The organism is Microbacterium sp. UFMG61 (genome assembly GCF_015354505.1).
Classification (GTDB): Bacteria; Actinomycetota; Actinomycetes; order Actinomycetales; family Microbacteriaceae; genus Microbacterium.
Map to the genome: position 1 here is coordinate 214017 of NZ_JACAFP010000004.1, position 19638 is coordinate 233654.

17 protein-coding genes and 1 pseudogene are annotated in these 19638 nt (G+C 66.5%); 6 read left to right on the forward strand and 12 right to left on the reverse strand.

The window, feature by feature from the left end; all coding sequences use genetic code 11:
• The first annotated feature begins 13 nt into the window (after positions 1–13).
• From IXW21_RS06330 to IXW21_RS06350, 5 genes are all read left to right on the forward strand, one after another.
• Complete coding sequence (locus IXW21_RS06330; protein ID WP_194763417.1) at positions 14–1090, forward strand: ubiquinol-cytochrome c reductase iron-sulfur subunit; 1077 nt, start codon at positions 14–16, stop codon at positions 1088–1090.
• Positions 1087–2901, forward strand: a complete 1815-nt coding sequence (locus IXW21_RS06335) for a cytochrome b (protein ID WP_194763418.1) — start codon at positions 1087–1089, stop codon at positions 2899–2901. The genes IXW21_RS06330 and IXW21_RS06335 overlap by 4 nt, the downstream gene beginning before the upstream one ends.
• Before the next feature lie 93 nt (positions 2902–2994).
• Positions 2995–3426, forward strand: coding sequence for a RidA family protein (locus IXW21_RS06340; RefSeq protein WP_194763419.1), 432 nt, complete (start codon positions 2995–2997; stop codon positions 3424–3426).
• A complete protein-coding gene (locus IXW21_RS06345) occupies positions 3423–3926 on the forward strand; it encodes a GNAT family N-acetyltransferase (protein ID WP_194763420.1) in 504 nt (167 codons plus the stop codon). Before IXW21_RS06340 ends, IXW21_RS06345 begins: the two co-directional genes overlap by 4 nt.
• A 107-nt stretch (positions 3927–4033) precedes the next feature.
• Positions 4034–4453, forward strand: a complete 420-nt coding sequence (locus tag IXW21_RS06350; RefSeq protein ID WP_194763421.1) for a rhodanese-like domain-containing protein — start codon at positions 4034–4036, stop codon at positions 4451–4453.
• Positions 4454–4511: 58 nt separating this feature from the next.
• Here the strand turns inward: IXW21_RS06350 and IXW21_RS06355 are convergent, their stop codons facing one another.
• The 5 genes from IXW21_RS06355 to IXW21_RS06375 all read right to left on the reverse strand — a co-directional run bounded on the left by IXW21_RS06355 (position 4512) and on the right by IXW21_RS06375 (position 9579).
• Positions 4512–4946, reverse strand: coding sequence for a cytochrome c oxidase subunit 4 (locus IXW21_RS06355; protein WP_194763422.1), 435 nt, complete (start codon positions 4944–4946; stop codon positions 4512–4514).
• Positions 4947–4949: 3 nt separating this feature from the next.
• Complete coding sequence (gene ctaD / locus IXW21_RS06360; RefSeq protein ID WP_194763423.1) at positions 4950–6683, reverse strand: cytochrome c oxidase subunit I; 1734 nt, start codon at positions 6681–6683, stop codon at positions 4950–4952.
• A gap of 3 nt (positions 6684–6686) precedes the next feature.
• On the reverse strand, positions 6687–7589 hold the full coding sequence (coxB, locus tag IXW21_RS06365) for a cytochrome c oxidase subunit II (RefSeq protein ID WP_194763424.1): 903 nt from the start codon (positions 7587–7589) through the stop codon (positions 6687–6689).
• 96 nt (positions 7590–7685) lie between these two features.
• Complete coding sequence (gene erpA / locus IXW21_RS06370; protein WP_194763425.1) at positions 7686–8051, reverse strand: iron-sulfur cluster insertion protein ErpA; 366 nt, start codon at positions 8049–8051, stop codon at positions 7686–7688.
• 106 nt (positions 8052–8157) lie between these two features.
• On the reverse strand, positions 8158–9579 hold the full coding sequence (locus IXW21_RS06375; RefSeq protein WP_194763426.1) for a dipeptidase: 1422 nt from the start codon (positions 9577–9579) through the stop codon (positions 8158–8160).
• Between the two features lie 47 nt (positions 9580–9626).
• On the opposite strand from IXW21_RS06375, the gene IXW21_RS06380 reads away from it, so the two are divergent.
• The gene (locus tag IXW21_RS06380; RefSeq protein ID WP_194763427.1) at positions 9627–10214 is read left to right on the forward strand and encodes a DUF3043 domain-containing protein; all 588 of its coding nucleotides are present in this window, start codon (positions 9627–9629) and stop codon (positions 10212–10214) included.
• An 87-nt stretch (positions 10215–10301) separates the two neighbouring features.
• On the opposite strand, the gene IXW21_RS06385 is transcribed toward IXW21_RS06380, so the two are convergent.
• The 7 genes and pseudogenes from IXW21_RS06385 to IXW21_RS06415 form a co-directional block, all read right to left on the reverse strand.
• Positions 10302–11324, reverse strand: coding sequence for a quinone-dependent dihydroorotate dehydrogenase (locus IXW21_RS06385; protein WP_194763428.1), 1023 nt, complete (start codon positions 11322–11324; stop codon positions 10302–10304).
• A gap of 10 nt (positions 11325–11334) precedes the next feature.
• Complete coding sequence (gene nrdR / locus IXW21_RS06390) at positions 11335–11805, reverse strand: transcriptional regulator NrdR (protein ID WP_194763429.1); 471 nt, start codon at positions 11803–11805, stop codon at positions 11335–11337.
• 10 nt (positions 11806–11815) lie between these two features.
• The gene (hisD, locus tag IXW21_RS06395) at positions 11816–13120 is read right to left on the reverse strand and encodes a histidinol dehydrogenase (protein ID WP_323742180.1); all 1305 of its coding nucleotides are present in this window, start codon (positions 13118–13120) and stop codon (positions 11816–11818) included.
• A gap of 2 nt (positions 13121–13122) precedes the next feature.
• Positions 13123–14619, reverse strand: coding sequence for a hypothetical protein (locus IXW21_RS06400; RefSeq protein WP_228528218.1), 1497 nt, complete (start codon positions 14617–14619; stop codon positions 13123–13125).
• Between the two features lie 115 nt (positions 14620–14734).
• Complete coding sequence (gene dnaE / locus IXW21_RS06405) at positions 14735–18253, reverse strand: DNA polymerase III subunit alpha (RefSeq protein ID WP_194763430.1); 3519 nt, start codon at positions 18251–18253, stop codon at positions 14735–14737.
• A 74-nt stretch (positions 18254–18327) separates the two neighbouring features.
• Positions 18328–18684: pseudogene (locus IXW21_RS06410) on the reverse strand (GNAT family N-acetyltransferase); the annotation flags it as partial.
• A 31-nt stretch (positions 18685–18715) separates the two neighbouring features.
• Positions 18716–19636 (reverse strand): RluA family pseudouridine synthase, encoded by a 921-nt coding sequence (locus IXW21_RS06415; protein WP_194763431.1) that lies wholly within the window; start codon positions 19634–19636, stop codon positions 18716–18718.
• Positions 19637–19638: the final 2 nt, after the last annotated feature.

Sequence of the window (19638 nt, forward strand, 5' to 3'; positions counted from 1 at the left end):
TACGAGGAGCACCATGGCACACGACGACGACTCGCAGGCTCTTGACAGGGCCTACCAGCCCTCTCCGGGGCTGGGTGTCGCAGTCAGCGATCCCGTGCAGAACCCCGGGCTGCCGCCGCACCGCGCGCGGATGACCGACAAGGACCCGCGCGCCGAGAAGGCTGCGGAGCGCACGGTCTACACCCTGTTCTATCTCTCGCTGGCGGGAAGCATCTGGGCGGTCGCCGCCTACATGCTCTTCCCCATCGAGAGCGGCGCGCTCATCGACATCCGTCAGAACAACCTCTTCATCGGTCTCGGCATCTCGCTCGCACTGCTCGCGATCGGAATCGGTGCGATCCACTGGTCCAAGGCTCTGATGAGCGACAAGGAGCACATCGAGCACCGCCACCCGACGCGTGGCAAGGACTCGACCCGTGAGGCGGTTGTCGAGGCATTCGCCACCGCCAACGAGGAGTCCGGCTTCGGACGTCGCACGATGATCCGCAACTCGCTGTTCGCAGCGATCGTGGCCTCGATCATCCCCGGCGTGACGCTGTTCCGCGGGCTCGCCCCGCACAGCACACCCGACGACCCGACTGCCGGCGACCCGGTCGCGCTGCTCAAGCACACGATGTGGGAGAAGGGCGCGCGCCTGGTGCGCGACCCCGACGGCACGCCGATCCGCGCAGCGGACGTCACCCTCGGCTCCGCGTTCCACGTGATCCCGGAAGACCTCGCAGACCTCAGCCACCACGACGGCTACCTCGAGGAGAAGGCCAAGGCCATCGTGCTGATGATGCGCCTGCGCCCCGAGCAGCTGATCGAGGCCGAAGACCGCAAGGACTGGTCGTACGACGGCATCGTCGCGTACTCGAAGGTCTGCACCCACGTCGGCTGCCCCGTGGCGCTGTACGAGCAGCAGACCCACCACCTCCTCTGCCCCTGCCACCAGTCGCAGTTCGACGTCACGGATCACGCCAAGGTCATCTTCGGACCTGCCGCACGTCCGCTGCCGCAGCTGCCCATCACCGTCGACGACGAGGGCTACCTCATCGCACGCAGTGACTTCACCGAGCCCGTCGGCCCGAGCTTCTGGGAGCGCCATTGAGCACCGCAACGCTGTCCAAAGAGGACAAGGACAACAAGGCGCCTCTCGGCGGCCGATTCGTCGGCGCCGCGTCGAACTACATCGATGAGCGCACCAGCATCTCCGGCTTCGTCAAGGAGCTCGGACGCAAGATCTTCCCCGACCACTGGTCGTTCATGCTCGGCGAGATCGCGCTGTGGAGCTTCGTGGTCGTGTTCCTCTCCGGAACCTTCCTGACGTTCTTCTTCCAGGCATCCATGGTCGAGACGCACTACACCGGTGCCTACGCCCCGATGCGTGGCATCGAGATGTCGGCTGCCCTCGAGTCGTCGCTGCACATCTCGTTCGACCTCCGCGGTGGTCTCCTGGTCCGCCAGATCCACCACTGGGCCGCTCTGGTGTTCGTCGCCGGTATCGGCGTGCACATGCTGCGCGTCTTCTTCACCGGGGCCTTCCGCAAGCCGCGCGAGCTCAACTGGGTCATCGGCTTCGTGCTCTTCATCCTGGCCATGGCCGAGGGATTCACCGGCTACTCGCTCCCCGATGACCTGCTCTCGGGCAACGGCCTCCGCATCATCGACGGCATGATCAAGGGCTTCCCGGTCGTGGGCACCTGGATCTCGTTCCTGCTCTTCGGCGGCGAGTTCCCGGGCACCGACATCGTCGGCCGCCTCTACACGCTGCACATCCTGCTGCTGCCGCTGCTGGTCATCGGCCTGATCGTCGTGCACCTGATGCTGATGATCGTCAACAAGCACACGCAGTTCGCCGGCCCCGGCCGCACGAACGACAACGTCGTGGGGTACCCGATGATGCCGGTCTACATGTCGAAGATGGGCGGCTACCTGTTCATCGTCTTCGGCACGATCGTCCTGATCGCGACGTTCTTCCAGATCAACCCGATCTGGAACTACGGCCCGTACGACCCGTCTCCCGTGTCCGCCGGTACCCAGCCCGACTGGTACATCGGCTTCGCGGACGGCGCGCTCCGACTCGCTCCGTCGAACCTCGACGTGGTGTTCCTCGACCGCACCTGGTCGTTCGGCATCCTGCTCCCGGTCGCGGTGCTCGGTCTGTTCATCGTGCTCGTCGCGATCTACCCCTTCCTCGAGGCGTGGGTCACGGGCGACAAGCGCGAGCACCACATCGCGCAGCGTCCCCGCAACGCCGCGACCCGCACCGCCATCGGCGTGGCCGGTGTCATCTTCTACGCAGTGCTCTGGGCTGCGGCATCTTCCGACCTCATCGCGACGCATTTCATGCTCACGATGGAAGGTGTGATCCACACCCTGCAGGCCCTGCTGTTCGTCGGCCCGATCCTCGGATACTTCGTCACGAAGCGCATCGCGATCGCTCTGCAGAAGAAGGACCGCGAGATCGTGCTGCACGGCTACGAGTCGGGCCGCATCGTGCGTCTCCCCGGCGGCGAATTCATCGAGGTGCACCAGCCGGTCGACAAGTACGACCGCTGGAAGCTCATCGATGTCGACGGCTACGAGCCGCTCGTCGTCCGTCCGAACGCCAAGGGCCGCATCTCGTGGACTGAGAACCTGCGTTCCTCCGTGTCGCGGTGGTTCTTCGAGGACCGTCTCGCCCCGCTCACGCAGGCCGAGATCGAGGCCGCAGATGCTCACCAGCACCACGTCACGGCTCACAACGAAGAGACCGAGGCCGCCGAGATCCAGGGAGCGCACGAGCGCGCCGGGTTCCCGGATGCCCCGCTCACGGTCAGCGAGACGCACGTCGACGAGACGCCCAACACGCCGAGCACCGTCATCTCCACGGAGCCGGTGAAGAAGCCTCGCAAGAAGAAGACGGAGGAGGGCGAGTAAGTCCGCCCCTCCCCCGTGAAAGGCCCTGTCTGCTTCGGACAGGGCCTTTCTTCTGTCCGGGCACCTCCCATCTCGGCGTGGAAGGATCGTGGCATGAGCTCCGCAGTCCAACTCATCCGTTCGACCGACCTCGCCGCCGCTCCCTACGCGTATGCGGCCACCGCTCCGGCCACTTCTCGGCTCATCTTCCTCGCCGGCGCCTGTCCGCTCGAGGACGACGGCACGACCACTGCTCCGGGCGATTACGCCGCGCAGGCCGCGCGCTGCATCGAGACGCTGCAGGCCGCGCTACGCGCGAGCGGCGCCGCAATGACAGACGTGATCAGCACACGAGTCCTGGTCGCATCGACGCGGCAGGCAGATCTCGTCACCGCCTGGGACGTCATCCACTCGGCGTTCGGCTCACACGACGTGCCGAGCACTCTTCTCGGAGTGACTGTCCTCGGCTACGATCACCAACTCGTCGAGATCGAAGCCGTGGCCGCCGTCGCGGATGTCACAGACGTCGCGGAGGGCGTCCGATGACCCCCGTGATCCGCCCGGCGGTCGCGGATGACGCTCAGATCATCGGGATGATCGAAGCGCACGCCGACGCCCTGCTCACCGACAGCCTCGGCGCACCCGAGTGGCCTCCGGCCGGGGATGCCCTCGAGCGACTGGGCAGTCCCGGATTCGTCCTGATTCTCGAGGATCCGGTGGACTCCTCCCCTGTTGGCTTCGTTCACGTTCTCGATGCAGAGGGGCACGCCCATCTCGAACAGCTGTCGGTGCTCCCGGCATCGGGACGACAGGGTTTCGGGCGTCTCCTCGTCGACGCTGCGCTCGCGGAGGCGCGAGAGCGCGGATACACGCGGATCACCCTGCGTACATATGCGGAGATTCCCTGGAACGCCCCCTTCTACGCGTCCTGCGGCTTCCTCGAGAGCCTCCCGGAGACGGCGTTCCAGCGGGGGCTCGTCGACACGGAAGCTGACCTGGGTCTGGATCGCTACGGTCGACGCCTGCAGATGACCGCAGAGCTCTGAGCTTCGCCGCTCGCGGAACTTCGCGCCCGCGCAGGTTGGCAAGAAGGCATGCGCCGGCGTCCGAAAGACAGCGGCGGGCTGGACATCGCGCCTCCTAGGCTGGCGTCATGATCGATCGTGCCGACTACTTCGCTGCCAGACTCGCCTACGAGACCGATGCCAGCGATGTGCATGCAGCGCTCTCGTCCGATGACGAACCCGTCATCATCGACGTGCGTTCCGAAGCGGCATGGGCTCAGGGGCGCGTCGCTGGGGCCGTGCACATGCACTACAGCGAGATCGCAGCCCGTGCGCCCCGCGAGATACCCGTCGGGGCTTCGGTCGTCGTCTACTGTTGGAGCCCCGGTTGCAACGCCGGCGTCAAGGGCGCGCTCGAGTTCGCCAAGCTGGGTTACGAGGTTCGAGAGATGATCGGCGGGTTCGAGTACTGGGTCCGTGAGGGGTATCCGGTCGAGGATGCCGACGGGGTCCACCGACGGCCCGTCGACCCCCTCACCGGCATCCCGAGAGTCCGAACTCACGCCTGAGACGCAGGGAATCAGAAAGGCCCCGGGATGAATCCCGGGGCCTTTCTGATGAAATGTCTCAGCGAGCGAAGTTGCCGCGGTAGTACTCGTACACCCAACCGACGATCGCGATGACGAAGATCGCGAGTCCGATCGGGAGCAGGAAGTGCCCCACAGCCAGACCGACCACGAACACCGCAGCGGAACCGGCGAGGACCAGCGGCCACCACGACCACGGGCTGAATTCACCCAGTTCGGGGTCTCCGTCGTCGATGTCGCTGGTGAGGATGTCTTCCGGCAGCTCACCGTTCTGAGCCTTGTGCGTGCGGTCAAGATAGAACGCGATCATCGCGCCCATGAACGCCGCGAAGAACAGGGCCACGGTGCCGACCCATTCGATGCGCGCGGCGAAGTTGTCCGCGGGCGTGGCGAGGATGTGCCAGCCGGTGTACACGACACCGACCAGGGCGAAGAAGGCGGTGAGGACCCACCAGAGGATGACGTTGTCGCGCATGGCTCAGTGGCCCTCTCGCTCGCCGGGGACGGTGGTCGTGAACTCCGCCGCCTCCGGGTGATTCAGGTCGAATGCCGGACGCTCACTGCGGATACGCGGGATCGACGTGAAGTTGTGTCGCGGCGGCGGGCACGACGTGGCCCACTCGAGCGATGCACCGTAGCCCCACGGGTCGTTGACCGTGACCTTCGGCGCCTTGCGCGACGTGATCCACACGTTCAGGAAGAACGGCAGCATCGACGCGCCGAGGATGATCGCACCGATCGTCGACACCTGGTTGCCCCAGGTCCAGCCGTCTGCCGCGGAGTAATCCGCGTAGCGACGGACCATACCGTCGACGCCCAGCCAGTGCTGGATGAGGAAGGTCATGTGGAAGCCGATGAACAGCATCCAGAAGTGCACGTAGCCGAGGCGCTCGTTGAGCATGCGTCCGGTCCACTTCGGCCACCAGAAGTAGAAGCCCGCGAACATCGCGAACACGACGGTGCCGAAGACGACGTAGTGGAAGTGCGCGACGACGAAGTACGAGTCGGACAGCGCGAAGTCGAGCGGCGGGGCCGCGAGGATGACACCCGTGAGACCACCGAAGACGAAGGAGACGAGGAAGCCGAGCGCGAAGACCATCGGGGTCTCGAACGTCACAGAGCCTCGCCAGAGCGTTCCGATCCAGTTGAAGATCTTCACACCGGTGGGCACCGCGATGAGCATGGTCATGAGGGCGAAGAACGGCAGCAGGACGGACCCGGTGACGTACATGTGGTGTGCCCAGACGGCGACGGACAGAGCGGCGATCGCGATCGTCGCGTAGACCAGGGTCTTGTACCCGAAGATCGGCTTGCGGCTGAAGACCGGGAAGATCTCCGAGACGATTCCGAAGAACGGCAGGGCGATGATGTAGACCTCAGGGTGCCCGAAGAACCAGAAGAGGTGCTGCCAGAGCAGGACTCCACCGTTGGCCGGGTCGTAGATGTGCGCGCCGAGCACGCGGTCGGCGCCGGCGGCGAAGATCGCGGCGGCGAGCACCGGGAACGCCATGAGGATCAGGAGGCTCGTGATGAGCGTGTTCCACGTGAAGATCGGCATGCGCCACATCGTCATACCCGGAGCGCGCATCGTGATGATCGTCGTGATGAAGTTCACGGCACCGAGGATGGTTCCGAAGCCCGAGATGCCGAGACCGAGCATCCAGAGGTTGCCACCGGCACCCGGCGAGAAGGATGCGCTCGCCAGCGGCTGATAGGCGAACCAGCCGAACGATGCGGCACCCTGCGGCGTGAGGAATCCTGCGACAGCGATCGTCGAGCCGAAGAGGAAGAGCCAGAAGGCGAAGGCGTTCAGACGCGGGAACGCGACGTCCGGTGCACCGATCTGGAGCGGCAGGATGGCGTTCGCGAAGCCTGCGAACAGCGGCGTCGCGAACATCAGCAGCATGATCGTGCCGTGCATCGTGAACAGCTGGTTGTACTGCTCCTTGGTCGGGATGATCTGCATCCCGGGAGCGAACAGCTCTGCACGGATGACGAGCGCCATGACGCCGCCAAGGAGGAAGAACAGCACCGACGCGATCAGGTACATGTACCCGATCGTCTTGTGGTCGGTGGAGGTGATCCACTTGACGACGATGTTGCCCTTCTGCTCGACGCGCGAGGAGCTCATGAGAGCGGCCTGGCGCGCGGGCAGTGCGGACGGACGGGAGCGAGGGGCCTCGTCGGTGCGGGGTGCTTCTGTGGTCGACATGGCTTACTCCTCTCCTTCTTCGGAGTCGTTCTGCGCGGTGGTGCCGGGATAGTTCGCCAGACGGTCGTATGCGTCGGTGATGTCACCCGTGTTGCCGGCCTGCTCGAGCGACTCGAGGTAGGCGTCGTATTCGTCCTGCTCGACGACCTTCACGTTGAAGAGCATCATCGAGTGGTACTCGCCGCAGAGCTCGGCGCACTTTCCGGCGTATTCGCCGACTCGTGTCGGGATGAACGACCAGGAGTTGTCCTTCCCGATGTACATGTCCTTCTTGTACAGGAAGTCGATGATCCAGAAGGAGTGGATCACGTCACGCGACTGGAGGTCGATCGTGACCTTCTTGTCGACCGGGAGCACCAGCGTCGGCAGCTGCTCCTGGTCGATGTTGCCGTCGGCGTCGGGCTGGGCCTGGATGCCCATGGTCCATACCGCGTCGGCGTTGTCGTCTTCTTCGCCGTCGTACTGGAAGTCCCAGGCCCACTGCTTCGCGATGGCCGTGATCTCGACGTCGGGGTCATCCCACTTCGTCTCGATCGCGGTCTGATCGCGAGCCGTGAAGAAGAACATCCCGAGGACCAGGATCAGCGGCACGATCGTGTAGAAGATTTCGATCGGCATGTTGTACCGCATCTGCACCGGCAGGCCGGTCTGGCCCTTGCGGCGGCGGTACGCGATCGCGGCCCAGGCCATCAGGCCCCAGGTGATGACGCCCACGGCGAGGAGGACGATCCAGGAGTTCACCCAGAGCGACGCGACACGGTCGGTCTGGTTTGTGGCGGCGGTACCGTCCTCTACGAACCCCGGGAGGTAGCCATGGAGCTCGGTGGGAGTACATCCCGCCAGGGCCACGGCTGCCGCTACTCCCACAGGGAGGGCGGCCCAACGAAGGCGGCGTTTCGAGGGCACGATGCACCTTTCAGATTGCGGACAGGGCACACCCAAGTCTAGGGCAACCTCACACCTGATTCATGCCAACCACGCAGGTTGGCGAGGTCGATCGGATCAGTGGAAGCTGTCTCCACAGGCGCAGCTGCCCGCGGCGTTCGGGTTGTCGATCGTGAAGCCCTGCTCCGAGATCGTGTCCTTGAAGTCGATCGATGCGCCGTCGAGATACGGGACACTCATGTTGTCGATGATGACCTCGACGCCGTCGAAGTCGACGGTCTCGTCGCCCTCGAGGAAGCGCTCGTCGAAGTAGAGCTGGTAGATCAGGCCGGAGCATCCACCGGGCTGGACGGCGACGCGCAGACGGAGATCGTCGCGGCCTTCCTGCTCGAGGAGGTTCTTGACCTTGACGGCCGCGGCGTCGGTCAGCTTCACGCCGTGTGCCTGAGTGGTCTCTGCAGAAGTCAGTGTGGTGTCGCTCATGTCGCTCCTTGTGACGGGCCGCGCTCGCACGGCAGGTGTATCGATTTTACCCCGCGTCGTCGATCACGGGGCGGGTGTGATCGACGACGCGACAGATCGGATCGGATCAGATGACGATGTCGTTCATGCGAGACAGCAGCAGCGCTTCGGTCGTTACGGCGTGTCGGAAGGTGTCGAGGTGCAGCGACTCGTTCGGGCTGTGCGCCCGCGAGTGCGGGTCCTCGACCCCCGTGACCAGGATCTGCGCGTCGGGGAACTCGCGCACGAGGTCGGCGATGAACGGGATCGAGCCGCCGACGCCCAGGTCGATCGGCGCCACTCCATACCCGTCGTGCATCGCCTCGCGAGTGAGCGCCACCGCCCAGCCGCTGGTGTCGACGAGGAAGCCGTTGCCGAGGTCGACGTCCGAGAAGGTCAGCTCAGCGCCGAACGGGGCGTTCGCGCGCAGGTGCGCCTCCAGCACCGCGTAGGCGTCCTCGCCCGACTGCCCCGGTGCGACGCGCGCGCTGATGACGACGCTCACCTCGGGAAGCAGCGTGTTCGAGGCCGCCGCGACGCTGGTGGCGTCGATGCCGATCACGGTGACCGAGGGCTTGTTCCAGATGCGGCTCAGGATCGTGCCGTCGCCGATCGGCGAGACCCCGGCGAGGAGGCCCGCCTCGTCGCGCAGCGTCTCCTCCGTGTACTCGGGAGTCTCCGCCTCCCGCTCCACCAGACCCTCGACCGCGACCGAGCCGTCCTCGTTCCAGAGCGTCGACAGCATCCGCACCGTGGCCATCATGGCATCGGGCACGGCCCCGCCGAACATCCCCGAGTGCGACGCGTGGTCGAGTGTGCGCACGCGCACCGTGAACCGGGCGTTGCCGCGCAGCGAGACGGTGAGCCCTGGCGTCACGGAATCCCAGTTTCCCGAGTCGGCGACGACGATGGCATCCGCGCGCAGCGCGTCCTTGTTGTCGGCGAGGAACTGCGCGAATGAGCGGGAACCGTACTCCTCCTCCCCCTCGATGAACATCGCGATCCCGAGCTCGAGGTCGTCGCCGATCACCTCGGCGACCGCCCGGATCGAAGCGATGTGCGCCATGATCCCGGCCTTGTCGTCGGCCGCGCCGCGACCGTACAGGCGACCGTCGCGCACGGTCGGCTCGAACGGCGGGGTCTCCCAGAGGGCGTCGTCTCCAGGAGGCTGCACGTCGTGGTGGGCGTAGAGGAGGATCGTCGGCTTGCCGTTGCGCGCTGCCCGCGTCGCGAGAACGGCCGGCTGCCCGACCTCATCGGTTCCGGGGATCGCGGCCCGCAGCACGCGCACCTCGTCGAAGACACCCGTCGCCTCGGCGAGAGCCGCGACAGCCGAGGAACTGCGCTCGAGCTGCGTCTGATCGAAGGCGGGCCATGCCATCCCGGGAATGCGCACGAGCTGACCCAGATCGCTCAGGGCAGCCGGATACCCGGTCGACACCGCTTCGAGGACTGCGGGCTCACGCTCGCTGGAGAGATTCTGGGCGCCGGGCTGAGCAGGAGAAGTCATGCGAGTAATCTTAAGGTGATCCGCCTTCACCCGAACCGAGGAATCTCGTGGCCACTTCCCCCTCCACTCCTTCGACGAACGACGACGCCCCCGAGACGCCCACCGCGGGCAAGGGACGCGCGACGCCGACCCGCGCGGAGCAGGAGGCTGCTCGCCGCCGTCCCCTCGTGGCCAACACCAAAGAGGCCAAGGCCGCCGCGCGTGCCGAGCTCAACGAGCGTCGCAATCGCGCTCAGGCAGGTCTCGCGGCGGGTGAGGAGAAGTACCTGCCGGCACGAGACAAGGGACCGCAGCGCCGCTGGGTTCGTGACTACGTGGATGCATCGTGGCAGCCCGCCGAGTTCGTGATGGGGGTCATGGTCCTCGTCATCCTGATCTCGCTGCTGCCCCCGAGCCTGGCCATCGCCGGATTCGCGGTGGCCGGTTGGGCCTACCTCGTGATGATGGCCTACCTGATCCTCGCGATCGGCGGCATGATCCTGCTCGGCATGCGGGTCAAGCGCAAGGTCGCGGCGAAGTTCGGCAGCGATCGCGTGGAGCGCGGTCTCGGCTGGTACGCGGCGATGCGTTCACTGCAGATGCGCTTCATGCGACTGCCCAAGCCTCAGGTCAAGCGCGGCCAGTACCCGGGCTGACCGCCGCAGAACGTCGAAAGGCGTCCGGTGCTCCGTGGAGCGTCGGACGCCTTTCTCATTCGCGTGTCACGGACGCCCGACGGGGTCTCAGCGGCGCACGAGTCCGCGATTGATCTCGCGTCCCCAGAGGGGACCCCGGTAGAGGAACGCCGTATAGCCCTGGACGAGAGTGGCGCCGGCATCGAGCCGCTCCTGCACGTCGGAGGGCGTCTCGACGCCGCCGACCGCGATCACGCAGAACTCGGCGGGGACGGCACCGCGGACCAACCGCAGGACCTCGAGCGAGCGCTGCTTCAGCGGGGCTCCCGAGAGCCCACCCGCGCCGGCGGCGTCGACGATCGACGCGTCCGTGATGAGGCCCTCGCGACTGACGGTGGTATTGTGCGCGATGATCCCGGCGAGCCCCTCCGCGACGGCGAGCTGCGCGATCGCGACGATCTCGTCGTCGGAGAGGTCGGGCGCGATCTTGACCAGAAGCGGCGTCGTTCCCGAGGCCTCTCGCACGGCCCGCAGAAGCGGGGCGAGGGTCTCGACCGCCTGGAGTCCGCGGAGTCCGGGCGTGTTCGGTGACGAGACATTGACCGCGAGGTAATCGGCGAGCGGCGCGAGAGCGGTGGCCGAGGCGACGTAGTCGGCGGTCGCATTCTCGACGTCGACGACGCGGCTCTTTCCGATGTTCACACCGATCACCGTGTCGGGAGAACCGCTGCGGAGCTTCGCGAGGCGACGAGCGGCGGCGTGCGCGCCGCGGTTGTTGAAGCCCATCCGATTGATCACCGCCCGGTCCGCCACGAGACGGAAGAGGCGGGGTCGGGGGTTGCCTTCCTGCGGGATCGCCGTGAGAGTGCCGACCTCGACGTGGCCGAAGCCCAGCGCGGCGAGCCCACGGACGCCGACCGCGTTCTTGTCGAACCCTGCGGCGACGCCGAACGGCGACGGGAACGTGAGTCCGAGCGCGTCGACCTGCAGCGAAGGGTCGGGCTTCGTGAGAGCTCGGGTCGCCCAGGAGAAGGGCGGAGTACCGAGTACGCGAATCACCGCCATGCCGGCGTGGTGGGCGAACTCGGGATCGAAGCGCGACAGGACAGCGCGGAAGAGCAGCGGATACATCCCTGCCAGATTACCGGTCGACCGGCTCCCGCTTCACGTGATCCGCCCGGAGGTCGGTGATGGCGCTCTCGAAGTCCTCCAACGAGTCGAACGCCTGATAGACGCTCGCGAACCGCAGGTAGGCGACCTCGTCGAGATCACGGAGCGGGCCGAGGATCGCGAGGCCGATCTCGTTGGTGTCCAGCTGCGAGACACCCGTCTGGCGAACGGCCTCTTCCACGCGCTGAGCGAGGATCGCAAGGTCCGCCTCGGTGACGGGTCGACCCTGGCATGCTTTGCGCACTCCGGAGATCACCTTCTCGCGACTGAAGGGCTCCATCACACCCGAACGCTTGATCACGTTGAGGCTCGCCGTCTCCGTCGTGGTGAATCGGCCACCGCATTCCGGACACTGGCGTCGCCTGCGGATCGACAGCCCGTCGTCGCTGGTGCGGGAATCGATGACCCGAGAGTCCGAGTGACGGCAGAAGGGGCAGTGCATCTGACCGATCCTACGCGGTGAACCGCGCCTCGATCGCCTCGCCGTGTGCCGGAAGCACCTCGGTGTTCGCGAGGGCGACCACACCGTCGCGCACCGCTGCGAGGGCCGCACGGTCGTACGAGATCACCTGCTGCGGGCGAAGGAAGGTGTATGCCCCCAGACCGGGCGCGTACCGAGCCTGACCACCGGTCGGCAGCACATGGTTGCTACCGGCCATGTAGTCACCCAGACTCACCGGGGTGTGCTCGCCCACGAAGACGGCTCCGGCACTCGTGAACGACGCCGCTGCCTGCTCGGCATCCGCGAGGTGGAGCTCGAGGTGCTCCGGCGCGTAGGCGTTGCTGAAAGCAGTCGCCGTCTGGCGGTCGTCGACGAGGACGATCGCCGACTGCGGACCGTCGAGCGCCGCCGCGACACGCGAGGCGTGGCGGGTCGCCGCGCCCTGACGTGCGACCTCGTCGGCGACGCGCTGAGCGAGGCCTTCGGAGTCGGTGACGAGCACCGCAGACGCCTGCTCGTCGTGCTCGGCCTGGCTCACCAGATCCGCAGCGACGAGTCGCGCGTCGGCCGCGTCGTCGGCGACCACGAGGATCTCGGTCGCACCCGCCTCGGAGTCCGTTCCGACGACGCCCGCGACTGCGCGCTTCGCCGAGGCGACGTAGTTGTTGCCCGGACCGGAGACGACGTCGACCGGGTCGAGTCCGATGCTCTCGACGCCGTGAGCGAAGGCGCCGATGGCGCCAGCACCGCCCATCGCGTAGACCTCGGTGACCCCGAGAAGCCCTGCGGCCGCGAGGACCGACGGGTGCACCCGTCCCCCCTGGTCTTCCTGCGGAGGCGAGGCGAGCGCGATCTGCTCGACGCCGGCCACCTGTGCGGGAACGACGTTCATCACCACGCTCGACGGGTAGACGGCCTTGCCGCCCGGGATGTAGACCCCTACCCGATGCACCGGCTGCCAGCGCTGGGTGATGATGGCCCCTGCACCGATCTCGGTCACCCGGGCATCCGGCACCTGCGCGGCGGACGCCAGACGCACCCGGCGGATCGCCTCTTCGAGCGCCTCACGGATCTCGGGCTGGAGCGCCTCGATCGCATCGGCGATGTGCGCGGCCGGCACGCGCAGGTCGTGCCCGCTGACGTGGTCGAACCGCTCGGCCTGCTCACGCAGCGCCGCCGCCCCGCGCTGCCGCACGTCGTCGACGATACGGGCAGCGGTGTCGAGCGCCTCGGCGCGTGCCTGGGTCGCGCGCGGCACGGCCGCGAGCATGTCAGCCGGCGAGAGCTCGCGCCCTCGCAGATCGATGGTTCGCACAGTCAGCCCTTCGTGATGTCTGCGATGTCGTGCAGGTAGCCGATGCGGCCGTCGTCGTGGCGGACGACATAGGCGCCGCCGCGGTCCTCAATCACCAGGACCCACGCGCTCGGCCCGATGCGGAAGAGGGCGTCGCCTCGTTCGTCATGCACGTCGCGATCAGTGGGGGCGAGGATCCAGAACGGCTGCGCCGCCTCGGTCTCGCGCCACGCACCACGGTCGGACTCCGGATCGTCGAACGTCGGGATCACCGTCGTCTCCGCGGCGCCTGCATCGTGGTGGTCGACGGTGTCGTGATGATCGATCGTGTCGTGATGATCGATCGTGTCGTGATGATCGATCGTGTCGTGGTGATCGTTCGTGTCGTGGTGATCGTTCGAGTCGTAGCCGGTGCTCTCCTCGGTGCGCGGGTCACCGAACTCCTGTGCAGTCACGCCCATCAGAGACTCGATGCTGCCGGTGTCCGACACGATCTCCGGCTCCTGACTCCAGGACGACCGCCGAGAGTAGGTCGGCACGTACGCCTCATCCGACGTGGAATCCTCGGTGCCCGTGTCGCCGCCCGAGGCGTGCGAGGCCAGGGGCACCTGCTCGGCGAGATCGAGACGGGCGACCTCATCGGTCGCCTGCTCCCCCGACAGCTCTGGATCGAATCGATCCGATCGCAGGGCTCCGGAAGTCGATCGCTCGACGGCGGGGGTGGCCGCGAGGGCCTCAGTACCACCCGCGATCGACTCGTCGGCGGGATCCGCGGACTCGTCGCGGACGACAGGAATCGCGGTCGCATCGACTCCGTCGGTCTGGCCGTCGGCGACGACGGGAGTGACCGTCGCCGTGCCGGCGTCGTCGCCCCGTGTGGCGTCGGGCTCCACCACCGGGCGCGGGCGCGCGATGACGGGACGGACGGGGTTCGCGTTGCGGTGAGCGAGGGTCACGAGGCGCCCGTGGAAGTCCTCCTTGAGCCCGGGGACGAGCGGCGCGAACACCGTGAACACGACGAGCGCGAGCGCTGCGATCAGCTGCACGATGCCGTTCCAGCTGAGCACGACGGTGCCGAGGCCGATACTGACCGCGATCGAGTTCCACAGCTCGGCGAGCCAGAAGACCGCAGACACCGAGAATGCCACCGAGGCGAACTGGTCGATACCGAGGGAGCCGACCCGGCGGATGCCATCCGGCGAGAAGCGTCGAAGGACGACCAGGAAGACCGCGACGGTCGGAAGCCCGATGGGAAGGATCCAGTGCAGGCCCGACGCCCAGATCGAGGAATCTCCGAAGTAGGGGAAGAACGAGGCGATGAAAGCGACCAGCCACGCGCCGGTGATGAGGAGCTCGCGCAGAGTGAACCCGAAGATGCCGTACTCGGGGGTCACATCGTCGTCGTACAGCACGCCATCGTCGTCCGAGAAGCCGTCGTCGACGGACGCGTCCTCGACGTCGGCCGCGTCGTCGTACGAGTCGGAGGGATCGGTGCTCGGGAAGGGGGATTCCGCGCTCATGAGGGTGGTCCTTTCGTCACGGTGCGTCGCCTGGAGGGCCCTGCACCCAACGCGTCCTGATATTACCCGGGGAGTCCGAGCGACGGCTCCGAGGATCGTCACTCGGCGTCGGAACTCAGCCCAGGCAGTTCGGTCCGAGAAGGGATTTGAGGTCCCCGAAGAGGTCGGCCGAGACCTTGACCGGCATGGGAACCTCGAAGACCTTCGCGGTTCCTCCGCGATGCACGCGCAGCATGACCTCGGTATCTCCCGCGTGACGGCGGAGCACGTCGGCGAGCTCGTGCATGACGCGCTCCGTGGCACGCTGCTCGGCGAGTACGAGCCCCAGGGGTCCCGCCGCGTCGAAGGATCCGACGTCCGGCACGAAGGCCGATTGCGCATGGAGGTTCAGCCCGTCGTCACGGCGCGAGACACGTCCGCGAACCGCCAGGATCGAGTCCTGCTGCAGGATGTGCTGGAACTCGGTGTAGGTCTTGCCCATGAACATCACGGTCACCTCACCGTTGAAGTCCTCGACCGTGATCATGCCGTAGGGGTTGCCGCTCGCCTTCGCCACGCGGTGCTGCACGCTCGTGACGAGACCGGCGACCGTCACCTGATCTCCGTCCTGCATGTCCTCCGAGTTGTTGAGGACGTGGATCGAGATGGACGCGTGCTTGGCCAGCGGCACCTCGAGTCCCGCGAGAGGATGGTCCGAGACGTAGAGACCGAGCATCTCGCGCTCGAACGCCAGCTTGTCCTTCTTGATCCATTCGGGCCGGGCGGGGACCTTGGCGGGCGCCGCCTCCTCCATGTCGTCGTACAGGCTGTCGAAGTCGAAGCCGATCGCCCCCTGGGCTTCGTTCCGTTTACGGTCGACAGCCGCTTCGACGGCATCCTCGTGGATCTCGACCAGCGCTCGACGCGTGTCGCCCATCGAGTCGAACGCGCCCGCCTTGATCAGCGACTCGACCGTGCGCTTGTTGGAGACGTGCAACGGCACCTTGTCGAGGAAGTGGTGGAACGAGGTGAACCGCTCGTCCTTGCGCGCCGCGACGATCCCTTCGACCACGTTGCTTCCGACGTTGCGCACGGCGCCGAGTCCGAAGCGGATGTCATCGCCGACGGCGGCGAAGTAGTTGATGGACTCCGACACATCCGGCGGAAGGACCTTGATGCCCATGCGACGGCACTCGTTGAGATACAGAGCCATCTTGTCCTTCGAGTCGCCGACGCTCGTGAGGAGCGCGGCCATGTACTCGGCGGGGTAGTGCGCCTTGAGGTAGGCGGTCCAGTAGGACACCAGTCCATAGGCTGCGGAGTGCGCCTTGTTGAAGGCGTAGTCGGAGAACGGGAGCAGGATCTCCCAGATCGCGTTGACAGCTCCGTCTGAGTATCCGTTCGCGTGCATCCCCGCCTGGAAGCCCTCGAACTGCTTGTCGAGCTCGGACTTCTTCTTCTTGCCCATGGCGCGGCGGAGGATGTCGGCCTGTCCGAGGGAGAACCCGGCCACGCGCTGCGCGATGGCCATGACCTGCTCCTGGTAGATGATCAGACCGTAGGACTCGTCGAGGATGTCGGCGAGGGACTCGGTGAACTCCGGATGGATCGGAGTGATCGGCTGCTGGCCGTTCTTTCGCAGCGCGTAGTTCGTGTGCGAGTTCGCACCCATGGGCCCCGGTCGGTACAGCGCGATGAGAGCCGAGATGTCGCCGAAGTTGTCGGGTCGCATCAGCCTCATCAGCGATCGCATCGGCCCGCCGTCGAGCTGGAACACTCCGAGGGACTCGCCCTTGCCGAGGAGTTCGTAAGCCCCTCGGTCATCGAGCGCGAGGTGCTCGAGGTCGAGCTCCTCCCCTCGGTTCGTGCGGATGTTGTCGAGGGCGTCGGAGATGATCGTGAGGTTGCGCAACCCCAGGAAGTCCATCTTGATCAGGCCGAGCGACTCGCACGAGGGGTAGTCGAACTGCGTGACGATCTGGCCGTCCTGCTCGCGACGCATGATCGGGATGATGTCGAGGAGCGGCTCCGACGACATGATCACGCCGGCTGCGTGCACTCCCCACTGGCGCTTCAGTCCTTCGAGGCCGAGAGCACGATCGAAGACGGTCTTCGCCTCGGGGTCCGTCTCGATGAGAGCACGGAACTCGCTCGCCTCTTTGAATCGAGGGTGCGCGGAGTCGAACATGCCGTCGAGGGGCATGTCCTTGCCCATCACGGGCGGCGGCATCGCCTTGGTGAGACGCTCGCCCATGCTGAACGGGAAGCCGAGCACGCGACCCGCGTCCTTCAGCGCCTGCTTCGATTTGATCGTGCCGTACGTGACGATCTGCGCGACACGCTCGGATCCGTACTTCTTCGTCACGTAGTCGATGACCTCGCCGCGGCGACGGTCATCGAAGTCGACGTCGAAGTCGGGCATCGAGACGCGGTCGGGGTTGAGGAACCGCTCGAAGATGAGACCGTGCTCGAGCGGGTCGAGGTCGGTGATCTTCATCGCGTAGGCGACCATCGATCCGGCACCGGAACCACGCCCGGGCCCCACTCGGATGCCGTTGTCCTTGGCCCAGTTGATGAAGTCGGCGACGACGAGGAAGTATCCCGGGAAGCCCATCTGCAGGATGATGCCGGTCTCGTACTCGGCCTGCTTGCGCACCTTGTCGGGGATGCCCGCCGGGTAGCGGTAGTGCAGACCCGCCTCGACCTCTTTGATGAGCCAGCTGTCCTCGGTCTCACCATCGGGTACGGGGAACCTCGGCATGAAGTTCGCCGCCGTGTTGAACTCGACCTCGCACCGCTCGGCGATGAGCAGCGTGTTGTCGCATGCCTCGGGGTGGTCGCGGAACATCTGCCGCATCTCGGCCGCGGTCTTGATGTAATACCCGTCACCGTCGAACTTGAAGCGGTTCGGGTCGTCGAGCGTCGAACCGGACTGCACGCAGAGCAGAGCCGCATGCGCGTCGGCCTCGTGCTGATGCGTGTAGTGGGAGTCGTTCGTCGCGACGAGCGGAATGCCGAGGTCCTTCGACAGCTTCAGCAGGTCGGTCATGACCCGTCGCTCGATCGAGAGGCCGTGATCCATGATCTCGGCGAAGTAGTTCTCCTTGCCGAAGATGTCCTGGAACTCCGCTGCCGCGGCGCGGGCGGCGTCGTACTGGCCGAGCCTGAGTCGCGTCTGCACCTCGCCCGAGGGACAGCCTGTGGTCGCGATCAGCCCCTTGCCGTAGGTCTGGAGCAGCTCACGGTCCATGCGGGGCTTGAAGTAGTACCCCTCCATGCTCGACAGCGAGCTCAGCCGGAAGAGATTGTGCATCCCCTCGGTGCTCTGGCTCCACATCGTCATGTGCGTGTAGGCGCCGGATCCCGAGACGTCATCGCTCTTCTGATCGGGCGAACCCCACTGCACTCGCGACTTGTCGCTGCGATGCGTTCCGGGGGTGACGTACGCCTCGAGCCCGACGATGGGCTTGACCCCCGCAGCGTTCGCAGCCTTGTAGAACTCGAAGGCTGCGAACGTGTTGCCGTGATCGGTCACCGCGATGGCCGGCATGCCGTACTCGGCAGCGGCCTGCGTCATCGCGCTGATCTTCGCCGCGCCGTCCAGCATCGAGTACTCGCTGTGGACATGCAAGTGGACGAAGGAGTCTGATGCCATGGTTCGAGTCTACTTTCGACGTCGGACATCGGAGGTCCGCCGGCGCTCATCCGTCGCGTCTCGGAGACGCTCGTTCAGCAGAGGTCGAGGCGCATCAGCACCCTCGGAAACCCGTCGAGCACCGAGCCCGTGTCCGCGGCCTTCACGAAGCCCGCCGCCTCGAAGAGCTTCCGCGTGCCGACGTACGCCATCGTCAGATCGACCTTCTCCCCCTTGTTGTCGACCGGATACGCCTCGACCGCCGGCGCCCCGCGCTTCCTCGCGTACGCGACCGCTCCGTCGATCAGGGCATGAGCGATACCCTGCCCGCGATATCCCGGTCGGACTCGGAGGCACCACAGCGACCACACGTCGATGTCATCGATGTGCGGAATGAGCCTGTTGCGCGCGAAGCTCGTCTCGCGACGAGGATGCAGCGCGGCCCACCCCACGTGCCCGCGCGATCGGAGGAACGCCAGAGAGTCAGTCGCCGCGAAGCACGTCGAGGGCGTGTTGGAAATCGGCCGGGTACCCGGACTCGAACTGCACCCACTCCCCCGTCGTCGGATGCGCGAAACCGAGCTGGTGGGCATGGAGCCACTGCCTCGTGAGACCGAGCCGCGCCGACATCGTCGGGTCTGCACCGTAGAGAGGATCTCCCACACACGGGTGCCGATGGGCGGCCATGTGCACGCGGATCTGATGCGTGCGCCCCGTCTCGAGGTGGATCTCGAGGAGCGACGCTCCCGGGAACGCCTCGAGGGTCTCGTAGTGGGTGACCGAGGGTTTGCCGTCCGGAGTCACCGCGAACTTCCACGAGTGGTTCGGATGGCGACCGATCGGGGCGTCGATCGTGCCAGCGAGCGGGTCCGGGTGTCCCTGGACGACCGCGTGGTAGATCTTCTCGACCGTCCGCTCCTTGAAGGCGTGCTTGAGCGCCGTGTACGCGGCCTCGCTCTTCGCCACCACCATCAGCCCGCTCGTTCCGACGTCGAGCCGATGCACGACGCCCTTGCGCTCGGGCGCACCGCTGGTCGAGACGCGGAAGCCCGCGGCCGCGAGAGCGCCGACCACGGTCGGTCCCTCCCAGCCCAGAGAGGGGTGGGCGGCGACACCGGTCGGCTTGTCGACGACCACGATGTCGTCGTCGTCGTAGACGATGCCGAGCTCGGGAACCGCGATCGGCACGATCTTCGGCTCCTCTTTGGGTCTCCATTCCACGTCGAGCCACGCGCCACCGCGAAGGCGGTCGGATTTGTCGAGCACAGCACCGTCGAGGCGTACCCCGCCGGCGGCCGCGACCTCGGCGGCGAAGGTTCTCGAGAAGCCGAGCATCTTCGCGAGGGCTGCATCGACGCGCGTGCCGTCGAGCCCGTCAGGGACCGGGAGCGAACGAGACTCCACGG

Bases quoted from the DNA above. Each gene is read 5' to 3' on its own strand.
- ctaD (WP_194763423.1), bottom strand. From the start codon at position 6,683: ATGTCGACCACAGAAGCACCCCGCACCGACGAGGCCCCTCGCTCCCGT.
- erpA (WP_194763425.1), bottom strand. From the start codon at position 8,051: ATGAGCGACACCACACTGACTTCTGCAGAGACCACTCAGGCACACGGC.
- IXW21_RS06345 (WP_194763420.1), top strand. From the start codon at position 3,423: ATGACCCCCGTGATCCGCCCGGCGGTCGCGGATGACGCTCAGATCATC.
- IXW21_RS06330 (WP_194763417.1), top strand. From the start codon at position 14: ATGGCACACGACGACGACTCGCAGGCTCTTGACAGGGCCTACCAGCCC.
- IXW21_RS06355 (WP_194763422.1), bottom strand. From the start codon at position 4,946: ATGCGCGACAACGTCATCCTCTGGTGGGTCCTCACCGCCTTCTTCGCC.
- IXW21_RS06400 (WP_228528218.1), bottom strand. From the start codon at position 14,619: ATGAGCGCGGAATCCCCCTTCCCGAGCACCGATCCCTCCGACTCGTAC.
- IXW21_RS06375 (WP_194763426.1), bottom strand. From the start codon at position 9,579: ATGACTTCTCCTGCTCAGCCCGGCGCCCAGAATCTCTCCAGCGAGCGT.
- IXW21_RS06350 (WP_194763421.1), top strand. From the start codon at position 4,034: ATGATCGATCGTGCCGACTACTTCGCTGCCAGACTCGCCTACGAGACC.
- nrdR (WP_194763429.1), bottom strand. From the start codon at position 11,805: ATGCACTGCCCCTTCTGCCGTCACTCGGACTCTCGGGTCATCGATTCC.
- IXW21_RS06340 (WP_194763419.1), top strand. From the start codon at position 2,995: ATGAGCTCCGCAGTCCAACTCATCCGTTCGACCGACCTCGCCGCCGCT.
- dnaE (WP_194763430.1), bottom strand. From the start codon at position 18,253: ATGGCATCAGACTCCTTCGTCCACTTGCATGTCCACAGCGAGTACTCG.
- IXW21_RS06385 (WP_194763428.1), bottom strand. From the start codon at position 11,324: ATGTATCCGCTGCTCTTCCGCGCTGTCCTGTCGCGCTTCGATCCCGAG.